Genomic DNA, 17,408 nt, shown 5'->3' on the forward strand with positions numbered 1-17,408 from the left:
CACATCGCGCTTACTTGCCGGTGATGTTGTAGTACAGCGGGACGCCGTCCCAGCCGTAGTCAACATTGGTCACGCCTGTGCTCCAGCCGCCCTGTGATACCTGGTACCACAGCGGGATGGCGGGAAGGTCGGTGAGCAGTGTCTCCTGCGCCTTGTTCATGGCCTTGTTGCCCTCGGAAACGTTGGGGGCAGAGAGGCCATCGGAGATCGCCTTGTCGAACGTGGGGTTCGCGTAGCGGGCATCGTTCGAGCCGGCACCGGTCTTGTAGATCGGGCCGAGGAAGTTGTACAGCGACGGGTAGTCTGCCTGCCAGCCGGCGCGGATGGCACCGGTCAGCTTGCCTGTGGTGGCGAGATCGCGGGCTTCCTTGAAGGTAGCGAACGGCAGGCCTTCAGCCTTGATGCCAAGGTTGTTCTTGAGCTGGTTGGTCAGTGCCTCAACCCAAGCCTTGTGGCCACCCTTGTCAGCGTTGTAGGCAACGGTGAAGACGGTGTTCGGGTCCCATTTCTGCATGGAGTCTGCCTTGGCCCAGAGTTCCTTGGCCTTGTCGGCGTTGAACTTCAGGTTGTCCGATCCGGGGATGCTGTCGCTGAAACCGTCCAGGACGGGTGCCGTGAAGTCCTTGGCCGGCTGGCGGCCGCCGCTGAAGATCACCTTGGTGATTTCATCGCGGTTGATGGCCATGGAGATGGCCTGGCGACGAAGCTTACCGGCCTCACCGCTCCATTCCGGCAGGTATTCCGGGATGGCGATGGTCTGGTTGCCTGCGTACGGCTTCTCAATGTAACGATCCGGAAGATCGGTCTTGAAGTTCTTGAGGGCGCTGGTGGGAACCACCTGGAGGATGTCCAGGTTGTTGGACAGCAGATCCTGGTACGCTGCGTCGTCGTTCTGGAAGATCTTGAACGTTACGCCGCCGTTCTTGGCTTTGCGGGGACCGTTGTACTCCGGGTTCGGCACAAGCTGGATCTGCACGTTGTGCTGCCAGCCATTTTCGGCCATCTTGTACGGACCGTTGCCGACCGGCTTTTCGCCGTAGGTCTTCGGGTCAGCCAAGGCTGCTGCCGGGACCGGCATGAAGGCGGTGTAACCGAGGCGCAGCGGCCAGTCGGATTCAGGCTGCTTGAGCTCGACGGTGAAGGTGGTGTCATCCACAACCTTCAGACCGGACATGGTCTCCACGGTGGAGCCCTCTGCGCTGGTCTCGTCGTAACCCTTGATGCTCTCGAAGAAGGTCGCGCTCAACTGGGCGTTCTTTGCGGCTGCGCCGTAGTTCCAGGAGTCAACGAACGTCTTGGCCGTGATGGTGTCGCCGTTGGTGAACTTCTGGTCCTTCTTGATCTTGATGGTGAAGTTCTGGGCGTCAGGCGCCTCGATGGACTCCGCCAGTTCGTTGACCGGCTTGCCCGACGGGTCGTAGCTGACCAGGCCGGAGAAGATCAGAGTGGCGATCTTGCCGCCGCCAACTTCGTTGATGTCTGCCGGCATGAGCGGACGCTGCGGCTCCGAGCCGTCAGCAATGATGACCTTGTTGGGGTCGCCCGCGGATGTACCGGAGTCGTTGCTACCGCCGCCACCGCAACCGGTGGCTGCGAGGGCGATGATCGCCGCTACGCCTAGAGCTTTGGAAGTGCGCGAGAAACGCATTCCGCCTCCTATGAGTCGTGGAGTTGAGCAGGGGAAATTCGTGATTTCCCCCAGGCACAGGCACAGTTTCCTACTGTGACGTTGCCTACATGTGAGTGTAAGCCTACCCACATTGTGTCCGGATGATGGAACCCGATGGCCAAACTGTAACCGTTCCGCAACCTGTACATGCCTAAATTGCCGGGGATTTCAAGTCAAACGTTACCCGGTGGTAGCATTCGCTGTCTGACAGCAGGACAGGGACCCATTTCCAACGGAACATCCCGGGCCACGCTCCATCGTTACCCCATGGTTAGGCTGGGTCAATGGCAACAGTTATCCTCGTGCGGCACGGACGCACCACCGCCAATGCGACCGGGCTGCTGGCTGGACGGGCCCCAGGAGTCACTTTGGACCAAACCGGCCTGGAGCAGGCAGCCAGGACAGCCCAACGGCTCGCAGCCGTACCCCTGGCAGCCGTAGTGTCGAGCCCTTTGGAACGCTGCAGGCAGACCGCCCAGTTCATCCTCGAGCAACAGGCAACCATGCCGGCTGCTCCGCTCGATGAATCCCTGACAGAGTGCGATTACGGCCAGTGGCAGGGACGGTCCCTCAGCGAGCTGGCCTCCGAGCCACTCTGGCCGGTGGTGCAGTCCCAGCCATCCGCCGTCGTGTTTCCCGGGGGTGAGTCCATGGCGGGGATGCAATCGCGCGCGGTGGCCGCCATCCGGGGCCATGATGCCGCTTTCGCGGCCCAGCATGGCCCGGGCGTCGTCTGGGCCGCGGTCAGCCACGGCGACGTCATCAAGTCCATTTTGGCCGACGCGCTGGGCATGCACCTGGACTTCTTCCAACGCATCAATGTTGGCCCGGCTTCAGTATCCATCATCAGCTATGGCCCCGGGCGGCCCACCGTTCACGCGCTCAATACGGACGCCGGCGACTTGTCCTGGCTCTCGGGCGGTGTTTCTACAGGTGACGCTCCGGTGGGTGGAGGAGCAGGACAGGGGTCCCCTTGATCCAGGTGTGCCTAGAATACTCACATGCCTACACGTGTTCACGAGTTTGCCTGGCCTGATCGGGTTGTAGTTGGAACCATTGGCCTCCCCGGTGCACGCACGTTCTACCTGCAGGTACGTGCCGGAACGCAGGTGGTCAGCATAGCCATGGAGAAACAGCAATCGGCATTGCTTGCTGAAAAGATCGACGAAATTCTGGATCAGCTGATCACCGTCGATGGCAATCCGTTCAGCATTCCCACAGGGACTCCCAGCGAACTTGACGACCATGACCCCCTGGAGCCGGTGGAAGAGCAGTTCCGCACCGGTGCCATCAGCCTGGGGTGGGACCCCACCACCGCCCAAGTGGTCATCGAGGCGTACCCGCTGGCCGACGTCGATGATGACGACGACGATCAGCCGGACATCAGCGACGATGACGTGAATGAAATGCTGTTGGTCCGGATGCCCGTTGGCACGGCCCGCGCCTTCGCGAAGCGCACCCGGGACATTGTTGGAGCCGGGCGCCCCCTGTGCCCGCTGTGTGGCAACCCCATGGATGCCGAAGGCCACGTCTGCCCCTCCCCCGGGCTCTGATGCCGACGCCGGACCTGCTGACCGCAGAGCTCACCCTCACCGGACGCATTACGACGGCATCCAACGCCACCTTCCTTGGCACCATCGGCGAGCTCGTAGTGGTCTACAAGCCCAGGGCCGGTGAGAGCCCGCTCTGGGACTTCCCCCGCGGAACGCTGGCGCATCGCGAGGCTGCTGCATATAAAGTCTCCGAAGTGCTCGGCTGGAACATCGTTCCCCACACGTGGTTGCGCGACGGGCCGCTGGGCGAAGGGATGGTCCAGGCCTGGCAGGAGGAAGACCCCGACCAGAATCCAGTGGACCTCATTCCCGCCAATGAAGTGCCCGGCAGCAGCTGGAAACAAGTGCTGCGCGGGCAGGGCGAGGACGGTCAGATGGTGGCCCTCGTCCATGAAGATTCGGCGGCGCTCAGGAGAATGGCCGCCTTCGACGCCGTGGTCAACAACGCGGATCGCAAAGGCAACCACATCCTGGCCATGACCGGGGGCCACCGCCACGGCGTGGACCACGGCCTCACCTTTCACCGCGACAATAAGCTGCGCACGGTGCTGTGGGGTTGGGTGGGTGACCCCCTGACCAATGAGGAGCTCGACGGCGTCCGCCGCGTCAGTGCCGCACTTGACGGACAGTTGGGCCGGGATCTGGAAGAACTCATTACTCCTGCCGAAACCGGGGCGCTGGCCGACCGGTGCGCCGCGTTGCTCGAAGAGGGGCATTTCCCACCTCCCGGCGGAGAATCCTCTGCCGTTCCTTGGCCGCTTTTCTGATGGCTTTTCCGTAAACCAGAGCGATCTTAAAGGGTGAGGCCCCTCCCGGCGAACCGGAAAGGGCCTCAATCAGTGGGACCTAGTAGTTGTTGAACGACACCTTTACCTTGCCATTATCCAAGCTGACGTTGGCGCTCAATGAGACTGAAGTGGTATCAGTTGTGGTTTTCCAGTCCGGCGTCCCGAAACCATATGAGTTGTCCTTCTCATAGGTGACGGTGGCTTTACCAGGATTCGACGTGCGGACACGCCATGGGTTTTCGCCATAGCCCTTGCTGACAACGAACGTGGGCTTGGTGGTGAGTGCCCAGCGGAAGTTCTTTGTGTAGCGCGAGGAACTGTAGTTGTTCAACGGGCAGTTGGCCGGCCTGGCCTCGGTGGACTTCACACATTCAGCCAGGTAAGCGTCGATTTGGGACGTTACCTCCGACTTCAATGCTTCGGAAGCTTCCACCTTGAGGCTGGCTGTTGAAGAAGTCGACACGGTCCCGATGGTCACCATCGTGGTCAGCTTCGGAGCCGCCAGGTATTTCTCCGACGGCGGCAACTCCACCGTGTACTCGCCGGGCAGGGCAGGGTACGTCACGGAGCGGCTGTCGGAGAGATTGACGTCAACGGACTGTCCATTGATCAGGAGTGTCTTCACCGGGGTGTCGGACGAAATGCGCAGGTTCCGGGGAGTCGCAGAGTCCATGACCCAGTGATCGTCCAGGAATTCCGGGTTGGACTTATGCAAACGGTAGGTGGTTTGTTGTCTCCGGCCCTCCTGGTACATGGCGGCAACCACGGTGGCTGTGTCATTCGAGACATTCGTTGACACGACCTCAAACCTGTCAATGCGCTTGCCCGCTTTGGAATAGACCTCGTCGGTGAGCAAAATCCGCTGATCATTGGCGACGCCGGGATCGGCGATGGCCATCGCTTTGGACGCCTCCCCATTCTGCAGCGCCTGGAGGTAGCCGGCTACGGCCTTGTCCGGTCCGTTGTTGCCCTTGATCACATCGACGGCAATGAACCCTCCGACGATCAAGACGACCGCCAGACCGGCTGCTCCCAGGATCAGGCCAAGCTTGCGCTTCGCCTGGGCAGTCATGGGCTCCCTCGGTGCCAGGGCCGGGTAGGCCCCAACGGCCGCCGGGACTGACTGACCGTCAGCAGGTGCCGTGGCCTCCTGCCCAGCAACCACAGGCTGGGCAGGTGCGATCTTGTGCGCCAAGGGCAAGGGCACGAACCTGCTCAACTCGGGCGCCAGGTAGCGCGCTGAAACTTCGGTCGCGCCGCCCCACAGCAGCAGGAAGAACGGCGTCCACCACGCCAGCGTCATGCTGACGGCCCCCGAAGCCAACGACCCGGCGTCGAACGTTCCTGTTACGCCGCTGAGCCACATCATCAGCGTCCCCGCCACAAGGAAGGCAGCGGGGAGCATCACCCAATCGGCGATCTTGTTGGTGACCACCGGCCCCCGGCGCAGGTACCAGAAGACAGAAGCCACCACGACGGAAACCAGCGCCAGGAGGAGCATCAGCCACCCTGCCCAGCCGGGGACACCGAATTGGGTGAGCGCATTGCCGAAGCCGAAGCTGATGTCCGAACCTGACGAGTTGGACGACGACGACATGCTGGAACCGGAACTCCAGGTGCGGCTGACGGCACTCAGATGGCCCAGCCCGAACATGAAAAACCCTGCGGTGGGCGCCCACAAGGGCGAGGACAGCGAGGCCTGCCATCCGGACTTGATGCCGATGGCAATGACCAGGACAGGAATTGCAATGGCAAGAAATACACCATAGTGAACGGCCACAGCCTGGAAGGCCCGGCTCATTGCGGCACGCAGCCCATCACGGGCCGGGACGCGCCGATGACCAACCATGCGCCCCGCATAGGCGGCAAGCGTTCCGAGAATCATCGCAAAGACGACAGAGCCGAAAGTCACCGCCCCGATCGGGCTGATTTTCACATTCGGAATGGGCAGGTTTATGGCGAAGATCGCACCAAAGACGTTGACCAAAAGGGTGAAGACGAGGCCGGCTGCTGCTGCTTCGATCCAGATTCCGGCTGTGGTGTGGGCTTTGGACCGTTTGGCGGCAATCCGTGCGGCAACGAAAAGGACTGCAACCGAGATCGCCGTCAACAGCAATGGAACGGCGAAGAAGGATGCCGAACCCTGGACACTTCCGACGAACGGAATGGTTGCGTCAATGCTGGTGCCCAGTGCCCCCAGCTGGCTCATGACCACCAGTTGAACGGCCAACTGACCCATCAGGGACCACGGCGATGGCATGCCGCTGCTGTTGCCACCCGAGACCATCGGGCTGGAGGGGAGGTCGGTATTGCCGCCGTTGCTGACGGCCACCCCGATGAGAGCCAGAATCAGAAAAAGAAGTGCGGTGATAAGAACGGCCGCGTAGGAAATGGCCCCCACCAAGGCCCCGGGAATAAGTGATGTGGCGTCGAAGGAACTGACAAAAGTGGAGACCGGCGATTTTTTGGGTCCTGCATTCTGCGGGACGGCATTCTGTGGGACTGCATTCTGCGGTGGCCCGTCCGGCGCGGCAGGTGGTTGATGTGGTTCGGTCATAACAATTTCCCCCTTATTGTTTTTTCTACAGCCCATGGTCCCATAGCCAGGTTCCGGAACTGCCCAACCAGGGTCGTATCCGAAATGTGGTCAGGGCGCCGGCAACGGTCGCAGCAGCCGCCCCGCCCGCCCGGCGTCAAGCAGAGCCTCGGCCCGGCGTCGATGGTCACGGCGCGTGCTCGGGTCCATCTGTTCCACCAAGGAGGCAACCATCCGCATGCGCGGGTTTTCTGCGAGAACCTCACGATGATCCTCGATATAGGTCCAGTACAAACCATCCCAATCAGGCACCCACTGGCCCACGCCCAGGTCCGACATTTTCCGCAGATAATTGCTGCCGGACACATAGGGCTTGGTGGTAATTTCCTCCCCCACAGCGAACTGGCTCATCGCGTAGACATTGGGGACCATCACCCAGTCGTACGAGTCGATGAACAGCTCCATGAACCATCGGTAAGCCTCATCCGGATGGATCCGCAGCAGGGACATTGCGTTGCCAAGCACCATCAACCGCTCGATGTGATGGGCATACCCTGTAGCGAGCACACGGGAGATCACCAGGTCCACGGGCGCCAAACCGGTGGTAGCATCCCACCAACCATCCCCCAATGCGTTCTGATGGTCCATCCGGTTGGAGGTGCGCATCCGGCGGCCGCTCGTCCGGTAGGAGCCGCGCATGTATTCCCGCCAGCCGATCACCTGCCGCACGAACCCCTCCAGGGAAGCGAGCGGGGTGTTGTGGTCTGCACCGTCGAGTACCGCCCAAAGGACTTCCCGCGGGTCCAGCAGCCCGATGTTCAGGCCTGGTGTCAGCATGCTGTGGGCGATGAACGGATATGCGGCGGAGATAGCGTCCTCGTACGGTCCGAAGTCGTTCAGGCGTTCGCGTACGAACTCCTTCAGATGCTCACGGGCTTCGTCCCCGCTGGTGGGCCAAGCGAACGTTTGCGGGTCACCTGGAGCGTCCGGAAACTCCTCACGGACCCAAGCGATCGCGAGGTCTACTTCCTCGTCCACGTCCGCACTGGGCTCCTCCGGCCCCATCAGTGCTTCGATATCAAAGGTCCCCTCCAGCTGGGTAACAGGATGGTGCGCGAAACGACGCACGGTCCGGGGGGTATACCCGCGGGGTAGCTTCTTGCGGTTTTCGGTGTCGAAGGACCACCGCCCGCCAACGGGTTGGCCGTCGTCGAGAAGAATGTCCAGCCGGCGACGCTGCCAAACATAGAACTCCTGCATGCGCGGTGCATTGTGGGAGAACCAGTGATCAATTTGCCCGCGTTCGGTCAGGAAGTTCGGGGTCTCCAGTACGTCTTCCTCGCGCATCTGGTAGCCGCCGTCGGCGAGCCCGGTGAACAGGTCCCTTTCCAGCCAGTCATCGACGACGTCGAACCAGGTCACCTGGGCAGGGTCGCGGCTCCGGACAAGTCGCGAGAGCTGGTTCCGGGACGTGTGACGCCTATCGCTGCGAAGCACTTCCACCTCGTAGCCGCGCGCAGCGAGCCGACCGGCAAACCGGGACATCGAGGCGCGATGCAGGACCAGCTTGTGGGAATGAAAAGCGTACTGACGGAAGAGCAGGTCATGCTCGATCAGCACGAAAACGGTGCCGGCCTCAGCATCGAGATGCTGGTCGAAAAGCTGATGCGGCAGAACCAGGCGCAGACGGGGGCCTGAACTCATGTCCCGGACCGGCCCCGGAAGGCCGTGCTGGGCACATCCTTTTCTCCACTCACGATCGCCGAGACAATTCGTGCTGCAACCAGATCCGGATCCAACGCTGCCCCGAATCCGGGCGCTGACCCTGCGATCGGATGCTCGGAAAGCGAAGTGGCAGTGTGGCCTGGCCGGGCGTCCACCATTCGAATGCCCGCGCGGCGATACTCGCGCCCTGCTGCGACAACAAACGCAGCGAGCCCGGCCTTCGACGCCGAGTAGGCCGCCAGTCCGGCTACGGGCGCCTCGGCCACCAGACCGCTCAGCGTCACCACGAAAGGCTCGCGACCCTCGCTGGCCGAGGCCACGAGGTAGGGCTGGCTCCGGGCAATGAGCTGAATCGCACTGGTCGTGTTCACAGCGAACAGCTCATCAAGCGTGTGCGATTCAAGGTCCGCCGCGGCACCGAACGCCACAACTCCGGACGCAATCACCAACCCATCCAAGCGTCCATGCTGCGCGATTGTGTCCTCCAGCACCGCTTTGATCACAGAAGGTACGCGTACATCGTGCCCCGAAGACTTAGACGACCGGACAACGATGGCGCCTTTGTCCTCCAGTTGGGTGGCGATGCGCGAGCCCAGGCCTCCGGTGGCCCCGATTACCAGAACCACCGCGCCCTCAAGGTTAGTCATGGTTGATACTAAAACACCGCCCGGCACTCAAAAAGTGCCGGGCGGCGTCCAAGGGTGAAAACGAACCAGATCACACGTTGAAGCGGAACTCCACCACGTCGCCGTCGGCCATCACGTATTCTTTGCCTTCGATCCGGACCTTGCCGCGGGATTTGGCCTCAGCCATGGAACCGGCCTCGATGAGGTCGTCGAAGGACACAACTTCGGCTTTGATGAAACCGCGCTGGAAGTCTGAGTGGATCACGCCGGCAGCCTGCGGAGCGGTATCGCCCTGTCGGATGGTCCAGGCGCGCGTTTCCTTGGGGCCGGCCGTCAAGTACGTCTGCAGTCCCAGGGTGTGGAACCCGACGCGCGCAAGCTGATCCAGTCCGGACTCGCTCTGCCCGTTCATTTCCAACATCTCGCGGGCTTCTTCTTCGTCAAGCTCCACCAGGTCCGACTCCAACTTGGCATCCAGGAACACGGCATCGGCCGGAGCGACCAGCCCACGCAGTTCCTCCTGCTTGGCTGAATCGCCCAGAATGCCCTCGTCAGCGTTGAAAACGTAGATGAACGGCTTTGCGGTGAGGAGTCCGAGCTCCTTCAGGTGGCCCATTTCAAGCTTGTCGCTGGTGATGGAGGAGAAGATCGTATCGCCACGCTCCAGCACCGCCTGTGCTGCCTTGATGGCCGACAGTTCGGCAGCATCACGCTTCTTGATCTTCACTTCTTTTTCGATGCGCGGGATGGCGTTCTCGATGGTCTGAAGATCGGCCAGGATCAGTTCGGTGTTGATGGTTTCCATGTCGGAGCGGGGATCAACCTTGCCATCAACGTGGATAACGTCCGGATCATCGAACACCCGGACAACCTGGGCAATTGCCTCGGCTTCGCGGATGTTGGCCAGGAACTTGTTGCCCAGGCCTTCACCTTCGGAGGCTCCCTTGACGATCCCTGCGATGTCTACAAAGGACACCGGAGCGGGAAGCAGCTTCTGCGACCCGAAGATTTCGGCCAGCTTGGCCAGGCGGGGATCCGGCAGGTTGACCACGCCAACATTGGGTTCGATCGTGGCGAACGGATAGTTCGCAGCGAGCACCTGGTTACGGGTCAGTGCATTGAAAAGGGTTGATTTGCCGACGTTGGGCAGTCCGACGATGCCAATAGTAAGAGCCACGAGCATTGATTCTACCCGTTGGATCAGTATGGCCGCTTGTGCGGCAGCGATACCGGCCGGGACGCACCGAACCGGCCTTTCCTAAAACTGTCGGACCCCTGTGACAGGGTTGGCGTATGGATGGATTTGGAGTGGTTTTGTCGCTGCTGATGTTGATCATCGGCGCGGTTGTTGGACTTGCGGCGGGCTACGTCGTCTTTCGACGCCGGGGGGCCGGCTTGGAGGAGGACTTCGACGCCGTGTCGTCGCGCTTGTCGGAGGTGACGGCCCAGCTCGCAGCAGCTGATGCTGAACGGCGGTTGTTGTTTTCGCAGAATCGTGAACTGAGCGCCGCACGGAACTCGGACGGGAGTGTGCTGCGTGCGCTGGCGCCCGTGGCCGAGAAACTCACAGCGGTCCAGCAGCAGGTGTCATTGCTGGAGCGGGACAGGGTTGAGCAATACGGACAATTGGCCCAGCAGCTGCAGGACGCCCGGCTCTCGGATCAGCGGCTGCTCAGGTCCACGCACGCACTGGCATCGGCCCTGCGTTCCAACAGCGCCCGCGGACAATGGGGAGAGGTCCAGCTCCGCAGGGTGGTGGAAGCATCAGGAATGCTCCGGCACGTCGATTTCGTTGAGCAGGTTCATTCAGGACGATCAGAGAACGTCCTCAGGCCGGACCTGGTGGTCCAGTTGCCGGGCGGCAAGCAACTGGTGGTGGACGCCAAGGTTCCTTTGGCCTCCTACCTTGCTGCCCAGGAGCAGCTGCACGGCGAGGGCGCCTTTGGTGAGTCGGTAGCGCCAGCTGCTACCCAGGACGCGAGAACCCTGCTGGCCAGCCACGCCAAGGCGCTCAAGGCACATATCGACGCCCTGGCCGCGAAGAAGTACTGGGATATTCCGGGCAATTCCCCCGAATTGGTGATCTGCTTCCTTCCCGCGGAGTCCATCCTTGCCTCCGCATTGGAAGCTGATCCGGCCCTCCTTGACCATGCTCTGTCCAGGAATGTGGTGCTGGCTTCTCCCGGAACGTTGCTGGCCGTCCTCAAGTCCGTGGCGTTCACCTGGCGTCAGGACGTCCTCACCGACAGTGCCCATGAGTTGTTTGAACTAGCGAAGCAGCTTTATGAGCGCATGGGCACTCTGGGCGAGAATGTGGGCAAGCTGGGCAGCTCCCTGAAGACGTCTGTTGATCGCTACAACGCCATGGTGGGCACGCTCGAGGCCCGGGTGCTTCCTACCGCCCGGAAGCTCAACACCATGGATGATGCCGGCCTTGCTGCGCCGATGTCCGTGGAGGCTGTGCCGCGGTCTTTGGCTGCGCCGGAACTCCTTGCCGGGGAGGCCCAGGAATCGGCAGCTTAACGAAGCAGGCCCGCAGCGTCTGCCACTTCCCAAGGGAAGGGCACCGCTGCGGGCCTGTTTGGTTGAGGGGTTGAATGTCAGGAAGCGGGGCGGCTTCCGCGGCCACCCAAAGCACGGGTAACGTCCCCGGCCTCCTTCAACGTGGCCCTGAGTTCCTTGGGAAGCGAAAAGAGCAGGTCCTCTTCCGCCGTGACGACTTCCTGGACCTCGCCGTAGCCGTAATCTGCCAGGAGGCGCAGTACGTCCTTAACGAGCACCTCGGGCACGGAGGCACCCGATGTCACGCCAACAGTGGCCACGCCTTCGAACCAGCTTTCATCCACCTCGTTGGCGAAGTCCACGCGGTAGGAACTCTTGGCGCCGTATTCCAACGCCACCTCAACCAGACGGACCGAGTTGGAGGAGTTCGCGGAGCCAACCACAATCACCAGGTCAGCCTGGGGCGCGATCTTCTTGATCGCGACCTGGCGGTTGGTGGTGGCGTAGCAGATGTCGTCGCTGGGCGGGTCCTGCAGAGTGGGGAAACGGTCCTTGAGGAGCCGGACGGTCTCCATGGTTTCGTCCACGCTCAACGTGGTTTGGGAAAGCCAGATGGTTTTCTCCGGATCACGGACCGTGACCTTGTCCACTTCATGCGGGCCGTTAATGATCTGGATGTGGTCCGGGGCTTCGCCGGCCGTTCCTTCCACTTCCTCGTGTCCTTCATGACCGATCAGGAGGATGTCGAAGTCGTCCTTGGCAAAGCGGACTGCTTCGCGGTGAACCTTGGTGACCAGGGGGCAGGTGGCGTCGATGGTGCGGAGACCACGGTCTTCAGCGGATTGCACCACTGCCGGTGATACGCCGTGGGCAGAGAAAATGACCAGGGCACCTTCAGGAACTTCGTCCGTTTCCTCAACGAAAATGGCGCCCTGCTCTTCAAGGGAGCTGACCACGTGAACGTTGTGGACAATCTGTTTCCGAACGTAGACGGGAGCACCGTAATGCTCCAATGCCTTCTCCACGGCAATGACGGCCCGGTCCACTCCGGCGCAGTATCCGCGCGGAGCTGCCAGCAGAACCTTTTTGGGTCCCGTCACCGGGGCCGCAGCCTGTACCTCTTCCGGAGAACGGCGTCTGCGGGGCACCGTGGGCATAGGAATGGAAACTGCTGTGCTGGTCATTACTCCATGCTACCGGCCACGGGTTTACCGGCGGGCCGAACGTGACGATTGTCGCCCTGTGACAAGGGACGCAATGATCCCCAGGACAAGTACAATCCCGGAAACCACGGCCGCCACCATGGTCCATTGCCCGAAACTTGCCTGGACGGATGCCAGGAACTCTTCCTTGAACACCTCGGCGACACCATTGGCGGTGGACAGATTACCCACAACAGACCCGGCCAGGCCGGACCCGGCAGTCCACAGTGCGGCCAGGGCCAAGCCACCCAGTCCCAGAAAGACGGGAACCAATGCCCGGCGCCTGGCAGCGACCAACGCCAGCAAGGTGGCCAGGGCAGCACCCGCGGCTGCAACCCACCACAGCGGCGCGAACGCGGCCACACGCTCAACCATTTGCCGGTGTGACGGCTCACCCAAGGACACCAGGCTTTGCTCCGGCACATCCAAGCGGATCCGTGTCGCCTCGGCCACGTGGTCCCGGATCAAGCGAACCAGCGGTCCTATGTCCAAAACAAGCGCCGTGGTACCAGAGTTTTCCTCCGGTTGGTCGGTTGCTCCAAAGTTCAGTCTGTGACTGTTCCGCACGGTTTCTTCCCATGCCTGGGGATAGTCGCTCCACGATTGCATGCCGGTGGTGGCACCCTTGAGAAGTTCAGAGGCCAGGGCCTGGATGGGTGCGGGCAGGTCCACAGACGACTCGAACGTTCCCACGGCAGCTGTCGCCAGCCGGCTTTGGAACTCGGGGTCGCCGCCCAAGCCGCCGGCCAGGCGGACGAAGCCTTCCTCTTTGACGATGTTCTGGTCCACCCATGCTGCCGGGACCGCGACGGCGGTGAGGAGCAAGGCAAGGATCACTCCCAGTGCTGAGACAAATGTACGCAACGTCATCCTCTGGGTAAGGGGCAGTGCAACCATGGTAGGTCTGTCCACATGATAGGAAAAATGTCTGAGCTTCCAGCTAAACCTATGGATAGAGTTGGATGGCTGACCGGAACCAGGTGCGGCACCGAAGCGAGGACAGTGATGATTCAGTTACACCCGGGCCTTTCCGGGGGAACGCAAGAACCCCTGGAGCACGCAGAGGCCATCCATGTCCGCTGAGGCGTCGCCGGAATCCACCCTGCCAGGGACTGCGGCTGAGACCAGTCCGGACAACCCGTGGCCCTTGCAGTTGTTGTCCCGCAAGCTCAAGGCCCACATAGAGAGGGCGCCTGCAGCCTGGATCGAAGGACAGGTCATTGAGCTCAATCGAAGGGGTGGCAACGCCTTCCTGACGCTCCGGGACGTGGATGCCGAGATCTCCCTTCCGGCCTCGGTGTGGTCCACGGTGCTGGACCGGCAGAAAATTCCGTTGGAGCGCGGCTCACGGGTAGTCGCCTTGGTGAAGGCCGACTTCTGGATGAAGACCGGCAGGCTCAATATGTCCGTCAAAGACATCCGGCCTGTTGGCTTGGGCGACCTGCTGGCCCGTATTGAGCGCCTCCGCCAAGCCCTCGCTGCAGAGGGCCTGTTCGCTGACTCCCGGAAACGGAAATTGCCCCTGCTACCCCACAGGATCGGGCTCATCACCGGCAGGGATTCGGACGCCAAAAAGGACGTACTCCGCAATGCGGCCCTGCGCTGGCCGGCGGTGGATTTCGACGTCCGCGAAGTCGCGGTCCAGGGAAACACCGCCGTTTCGCAGATCATGGCGGCGTTGAAGTCACTTGACGCGGATCCCCACGTGGACGTGATCGTCCTGGCCCGTGGCGGCGGCGCCTTGGAGGACCTCCTTCCCTTCAGCAACGAGGACCTGATCCGCGCTGTGGCCGCCACCAGCACTCCGGTAGTGAGCGCCATCGGCCACGAGGCGGATCGGCCCATTCTTGACGACGTCGCGGACCTCCGCGCCTCCACGCCCACGGACGCTGCCAAGAGGATCGTTCCGGACGTGGCAGAGGAACTGGCCATGGTGAGGCAGGCGCGGGACCACCTGAGGCGCGGTATCGGGCGTCTGGTGGACCGCGAAACGGACCGGCTCCACTCACTCCGTTCACGCCCGGTTCTGGCAGCGCCCGATTCCATGGTGGACGCCCGTGCCGAGGACATCCACCGTCTCCAACAGCGTTCGCATTCGGCCGTCAGCACGGCGCTCGTCCGCGCATTGGACCAGGTCCACCATCTCCGGGCTCAGGTCCGGGCTTTGTCACCGCAGAAGACGCTGGACCGAGGCTACGCCGTGGTCCAGTTGTTGGGCGAAGACCAAGCCGGCCACCACGTGGTCACCACCCCCGATGATGCCCCTGAGGGCGCCACCCTGACCGTGCGTGTGGCAGAAGGCCGGTTCCGGGCTGTTTCCGCCGGAGACGGACAACTGCTGGACCGTTGATGGCGCCCGGCCACCTTTCCACCCAAGCAACCAGAAACCAAGGACGTCATGACTGAGAACACCCCGGCCACACATTCAGAGGATTCATTGGATTCCTTGAGTTACGAGGAAGCGCGCGAGCAACTGATGGGCGTGGTCTCCCGTCTGGAGGCCGGGGGCGCCAGCCTGGAAGAGTCGTTGGCGTTGTGGGAGCGCGGCGAAGCACTGGCCAAACGCTGCGAGGAATGGCTGGAAGGGGCACGCAAGCGGCTGGCCAGTGCCCGGGAGGCAAGCAACGACGACGGCGGCAGCCGCGGCTGAGCCGGCTCAGGACTCCACAACGAGCGCACGTTCGGCGGCCACGTCGAACTCGGCCTGGGGCCAGTCCAACTGCATCTTTTCGAGGGCATCCAACAGCAACTGCTGAACGGCGATGCGGGCATACCACTTCTTGTTCGCAGGAACCACATGCCATGGCGCCGTATCCGTTGAGGTCTTCTGGAACGCCGCCATGTAGGCATCCATGTAGTCCTCCCAGTAGGCACGTTCCTCCAGGTCTCCCCGCGAGTACTTCCAATGCTTGCTGGGGTCATCCAGGCGGGCGGTCAAGCGTTCCTTCTGCTCGTCCTTGCTGATGTTGAGCATGACCTTGATGATGGTGGTCCCCTGGTCAGCGAGCCGTGACTCAAAATCATTGATAGCCGTATAGCGCCGTTCCAGCTCGGCAGCATCGGCCCATCCGTGGACCCGGTGGATCAGGACGTCCTCATAGTGGGAACGGTCGAACACGCCGACCATTCCTGCCGCAGGCACCTCTTTCTCGATGCGCCAGAGGAAGTCGTGCGACTTCTCCTCATCGGTGGGAGCCTTGAAAGCTGCCAGCTGGACTCCCTGGGGATCCATGGCCCCCACCACATGGCTGACGATGCCGCCCTTGCCGGCGGTGTCCATGGCCTGCAGGATCAGCAGCAACCGCTTGTTGCTGCCGAACTTGCCCGTGGCAAAGAGCTTCTCCTGCAATTCAGCCAACCTGGCATCCTGGGCCGCCAGAAGCGCCTTCCCATCGGACTTTCCTCCCGGATAGCCAGGAGCAGAGCCAGGATCGACATCGGCCAGCGAGAACCCGGGTCCTGCGGTGAGCGTCTTTGCCGGACTTTCATCGAACTCAACTTCATTGGCCATCGGCGTCCCTTTCTGCCGGCCCGCACCCCAATGGCACGGCCATGGACCTCAGGCTAGTTGCCCGGATACCTCGACAGGAAGTCCGCCATGCGGCCAACTGCTTCTTCAATGTCTTTCACATTGGGCAAGGTGACCATGCGGAAGTGATCAGGGCGGACCCAGTTGAAGGCGCGGCCGTGGGATACCAGGATCTTCTGCTCTTTCAGGAGGTCAAGGACGAATTTTTCGTCGTCCCTGATGTGGAACACCTCGGGATCAAGTTTGGGGAAAAGGTACAGAGCGCCCCTTGCCTGCTGGGTGCTGACACCGGGGATGGCATTGAGGAGATCGTAGGCCTTGTTGCGCTGCTCCAGGAGCCTTCCTCCAGGCAGGATGAGGTCATTGATGCTCTGGTAGCCGCCCAACGCCGTTTGGATGGCGTGTTGTGCGGGCACATTGGCGCACAGGCGCATGTTGGCCAGCAGGTTGATGCCCTCAAGGTAATCGGCGGCTTCCTTCTTGGGACCGGATATGGCCATCCAACCGGCCCGGTACCCACACACCCGGTAAGCCTTGGACAAGCCGCTGAACGTCAGGCACAGGACGTCGTCCCCGGTCAGGCCGGCCAGGTTCACGTGGACGGCATCCTCGTAAAGGATTTTCTCGTAGATCTCATCGGCGAACAGCACCAAACCGTGTTTTTCGGCAAGTGCCACGATCTTCTTGAGGGTTTCCTCCGGATACACGGCACCGGTGGGGTTGTTGGGGTTGATCACTACGATTCCCTTGGTGCGGGGCGTGATCTTCGATTCCATGTCCTCAAGGTCCGGCTGCCATCCGGACTCTTCGTCGCACAGGTAGTGGACAGGACGCCCACCGGCCAACGCCACGGATGCAGTCCACAGCGGATAGTCAGGGGTGGGGATCAGGACCTCGTCCCCATCGTCCAGCAGCGCCATGAGGGACATAGTGATCAGTTCGCTGACCCCATTACCCAGGTAAATATCGTCAACATGGATGTTCTGGATGCCGCGTGTTTGGTAGTACTGCGAAACGGCCGTACGGGCTGAGAAGATTCCACGGGAATCGCTGTATCCCTGGGCATTGGGGAGGTGGCGGATCATGTCCACCAAAATGGCGTCAGGCGCTTCAAAGCCGAAAGGAGCCGGGTTTCCGATATTCAGTTTGAGGATCCTGTGACCCTCCGCCTCCATCTGCTGGGCGGCCTGAAGGATCGGTCCACGGATGTCGTAGAGGACATTATGAAGCTTTGTGGACTGCTTGAAATTCGCCATTCCTCAAATATGCCACATGGGT

The 17,408-nt window shown here is 61.8% G+C and carries 15 protein-coding genes; 6 read left to right on the forward strand and 9 right to left on the reverse strand.

The genetic code is table 11. From position 1 onward, the window contains the following. Positions 1-10: 10 nt before the first annotated feature. Positions 11-1,648 carry a peptide ABC transporter substrate-binding protein gene (locus tag JOE60_RS12415; protein WP_167263342.1) on the reverse strand — a complete coding sequence of 546 codons (1,638 nt, stop codon included), beginning with the start codon at positions 1,646-1,648 and terminating at the stop codon, positions 11-13. Positions 1,649-1,953: 305 nt separating this feature from the next. On the opposite strand from JOE60_RS12415, the gene JOE60_RS12420 reads away from it, so the two are divergent. From JOE60_RS12420 to JOE60_RS12430, 3 genes are read left to right on the forward strand one after another with little or no spacing between them, the layout of a single operon-like run. Further along, positions 1,954-2,646: a histidine phosphatase family protein gene (locus tag JOE60_RS12420; protein ID WP_167263344.1), complete on the forward strand. Its 693-nt coding sequence runs from the start codon at positions 1,954-1,956 to the stop codon at positions 2,644-2,646. Positions 2,647-2,670: 24 nt separating this feature from the next. Continuing rightward, complete coding sequence (locus tag JOE60_RS12425) at positions 2,671-3,222, forward strand: DUF3090 domain-containing protein (RefSeq protein WP_167263346.1); 552 nt, start codon at positions 2,671-2,673, stop codon at positions 3,220-3,222. Then, the gene (locus JOE60_RS12430; protein WP_167263348.1) at positions 3,222-3,989 is read left to right on the forward strand and encodes an SCO1664 family protein; all 768 of its coding nucleotides are present in this window, start codon (positions 3,222-3,224) and stop codon (positions 3,987-3,989) included. Before JOE60_RS12425 ends, JOE60_RS12430 begins: the two co-directional genes overlap by 1 nt. Positions 3,990-4,068: 79 nt before the next feature. Here JOE60_RS12430 and JOE60_RS12435 read toward each other — a convergent pair whose 3' ends face one another. The 4 genes from JOE60_RS12435 to ychF all read right to left on the reverse strand — a co-directional run bounded on the left by JOE60_RS12435 (position 4,069) and on the right by ychF (position 10,074). Next, positions 4,069-6,567, reverse strand: a complete 2,499-nt coding sequence (locus tag JOE60_RS12435) for a hypothetical protein (RefSeq protein WP_167263350.1) — start codon at positions 6,565-6,567, stop codon at positions 4,069-4,071. A 90-nt stretch (positions 6,568-6,657) separates the two neighbouring features. Then, positions 6,658-8,250 carry a cryptochrome/photolyase family protein gene (locus JOE60_RS12440; RefSeq protein WP_167263351.1) on the reverse strand — a complete coding sequence of 531 codons (1,593 nt, stop codon included), beginning with the start codon at positions 8,248-8,250 and terminating at the stop codon, positions 6,658-6,660. Then, on the reverse strand, positions 8,247-8,918 hold the full coding sequence (locus JOE60_RS12445; RefSeq protein ID WP_167263353.1) for an SDR family NAD(P)-dependent oxidoreductase: 672 nt from the start codon (positions 8,916-8,918) through the stop codon (positions 8,247-8,249). The genes JOE60_RS12440 and JOE60_RS12445 overlap by 4 nt, the downstream gene beginning before the upstream one ends. A 70-nt stretch (positions 8,919-8,988) precedes the next feature. Continuing rightward, positions 8,989-10,074 (reverse strand): redox-regulated ATPase YchF, encoded by a 1,086-nt coding sequence (gene ychF / locus JOE60_RS12450; RefSeq protein ID WP_167263355.1) that lies wholly within the window; start codon positions 10,072-10,074, stop codon positions 8,989-8,991. A gap of 116 nt (positions 10,075-10,190) precedes the next feature. Here ychF and JOE60_RS12455 point away from each other — a divergent pair, with 116 nt between their 5' ends. Further along, positions 10,191-11,420, forward strand: a complete 1,230-nt coding sequence (locus JOE60_RS12455; protein WP_167263357.1) for a DNA recombination protein RmuC — start codon at positions 10,191-10,193, stop codon at positions 11,418-11,420. 77 nt (positions 11,421-11,497) lie between these two features. Here the strand turns inward: JOE60_RS12455 and JOE60_RS12460 are convergent, their stop codons facing one another. Beyond that, positions 11,498-12,583 (reverse strand): 4-hydroxy-3-methylbut-2-enyl diphosphate reductase, encoded by a 1,086-nt coding sequence (locus JOE60_RS12460; RefSeq protein WP_167263359.1) that lies wholly within the window; start codon positions 12,581-12,583, stop codon positions 11,498-11,500. A gap of 24 nt (positions 12,584-12,607) precedes the next feature. Beyond that, positions 12,608-13,471, reverse strand: coding sequence for a hypothetical protein (locus tag JOE60_RS12465; RefSeq protein WP_167263361.1), 864 nt, complete (start codon positions 13,469-13,471; stop codon positions 12,608-12,610). A 202-nt stretch (positions 13,472-13,673) separates the two neighbouring features. Between JOE60_RS12465 and xseA the strand changes: the two genes are divergently transcribed. Next, the gene (xseA, locus tag JOE60_RS12470) at positions 13,674-14,951 is read left to right on the forward strand and encodes an exodeoxyribonuclease VII large subunit (RefSeq protein WP_167263362.1); all 1,278 of its coding nucleotides are present in this window, start codon (positions 13,674-13,676) and stop codon (positions 14,949-14,951) included. A 48-nt stretch (positions 14,952-14,999) separates the two neighbouring features. Next, a complete protein-coding gene (locus JOE60_RS12475; protein WP_167263364.1) occupies positions 15,000-15,251 on the forward strand; it encodes an exodeoxyribonuclease VII small subunit in 252 nt (83 codons plus the stop codon). Positions 15,252-15,257: 6 nt separating this feature from the next. Here the strand turns inward: JOE60_RS12475 and JOE60_RS12480 are convergent, their stop codons facing one another. Further along, positions 15,258-16,112, reverse strand: a complete 855-nt coding sequence (locus JOE60_RS12480; protein WP_167263366.1) for a polyphosphate kinase 2 family protein — start codon at positions 16,110-16,112, stop codon at positions 15,258-15,260. Positions 16,113-16,165: 53 nt separating this feature from the next. Beyond that, the gene (locus tag JOE60_RS12485; protein ID WP_167263367.1) at positions 16,166-17,386 is read right to left on the reverse strand and encodes a pyridoxal phosphate-dependent aminotransferase; all 1,221 of its coding nucleotides are present in this window, start codon (positions 17,384-17,386) and stop codon (positions 16,166-16,168) included. Positions 17,387-17,408 lie beyond the last annotated feature (22 nt).

The sequence above is a fragment of the Paenarthrobacter ilicis genome (genome assembly GCF_016907545.1).
In the GTDB taxonomy this organism is placed as follows: Bacteria; Actinomycetota; Actinomycetes; order Actinomycetales; family Micrococcaceae; genus Arthrobacter; species Arthrobacter ilicis.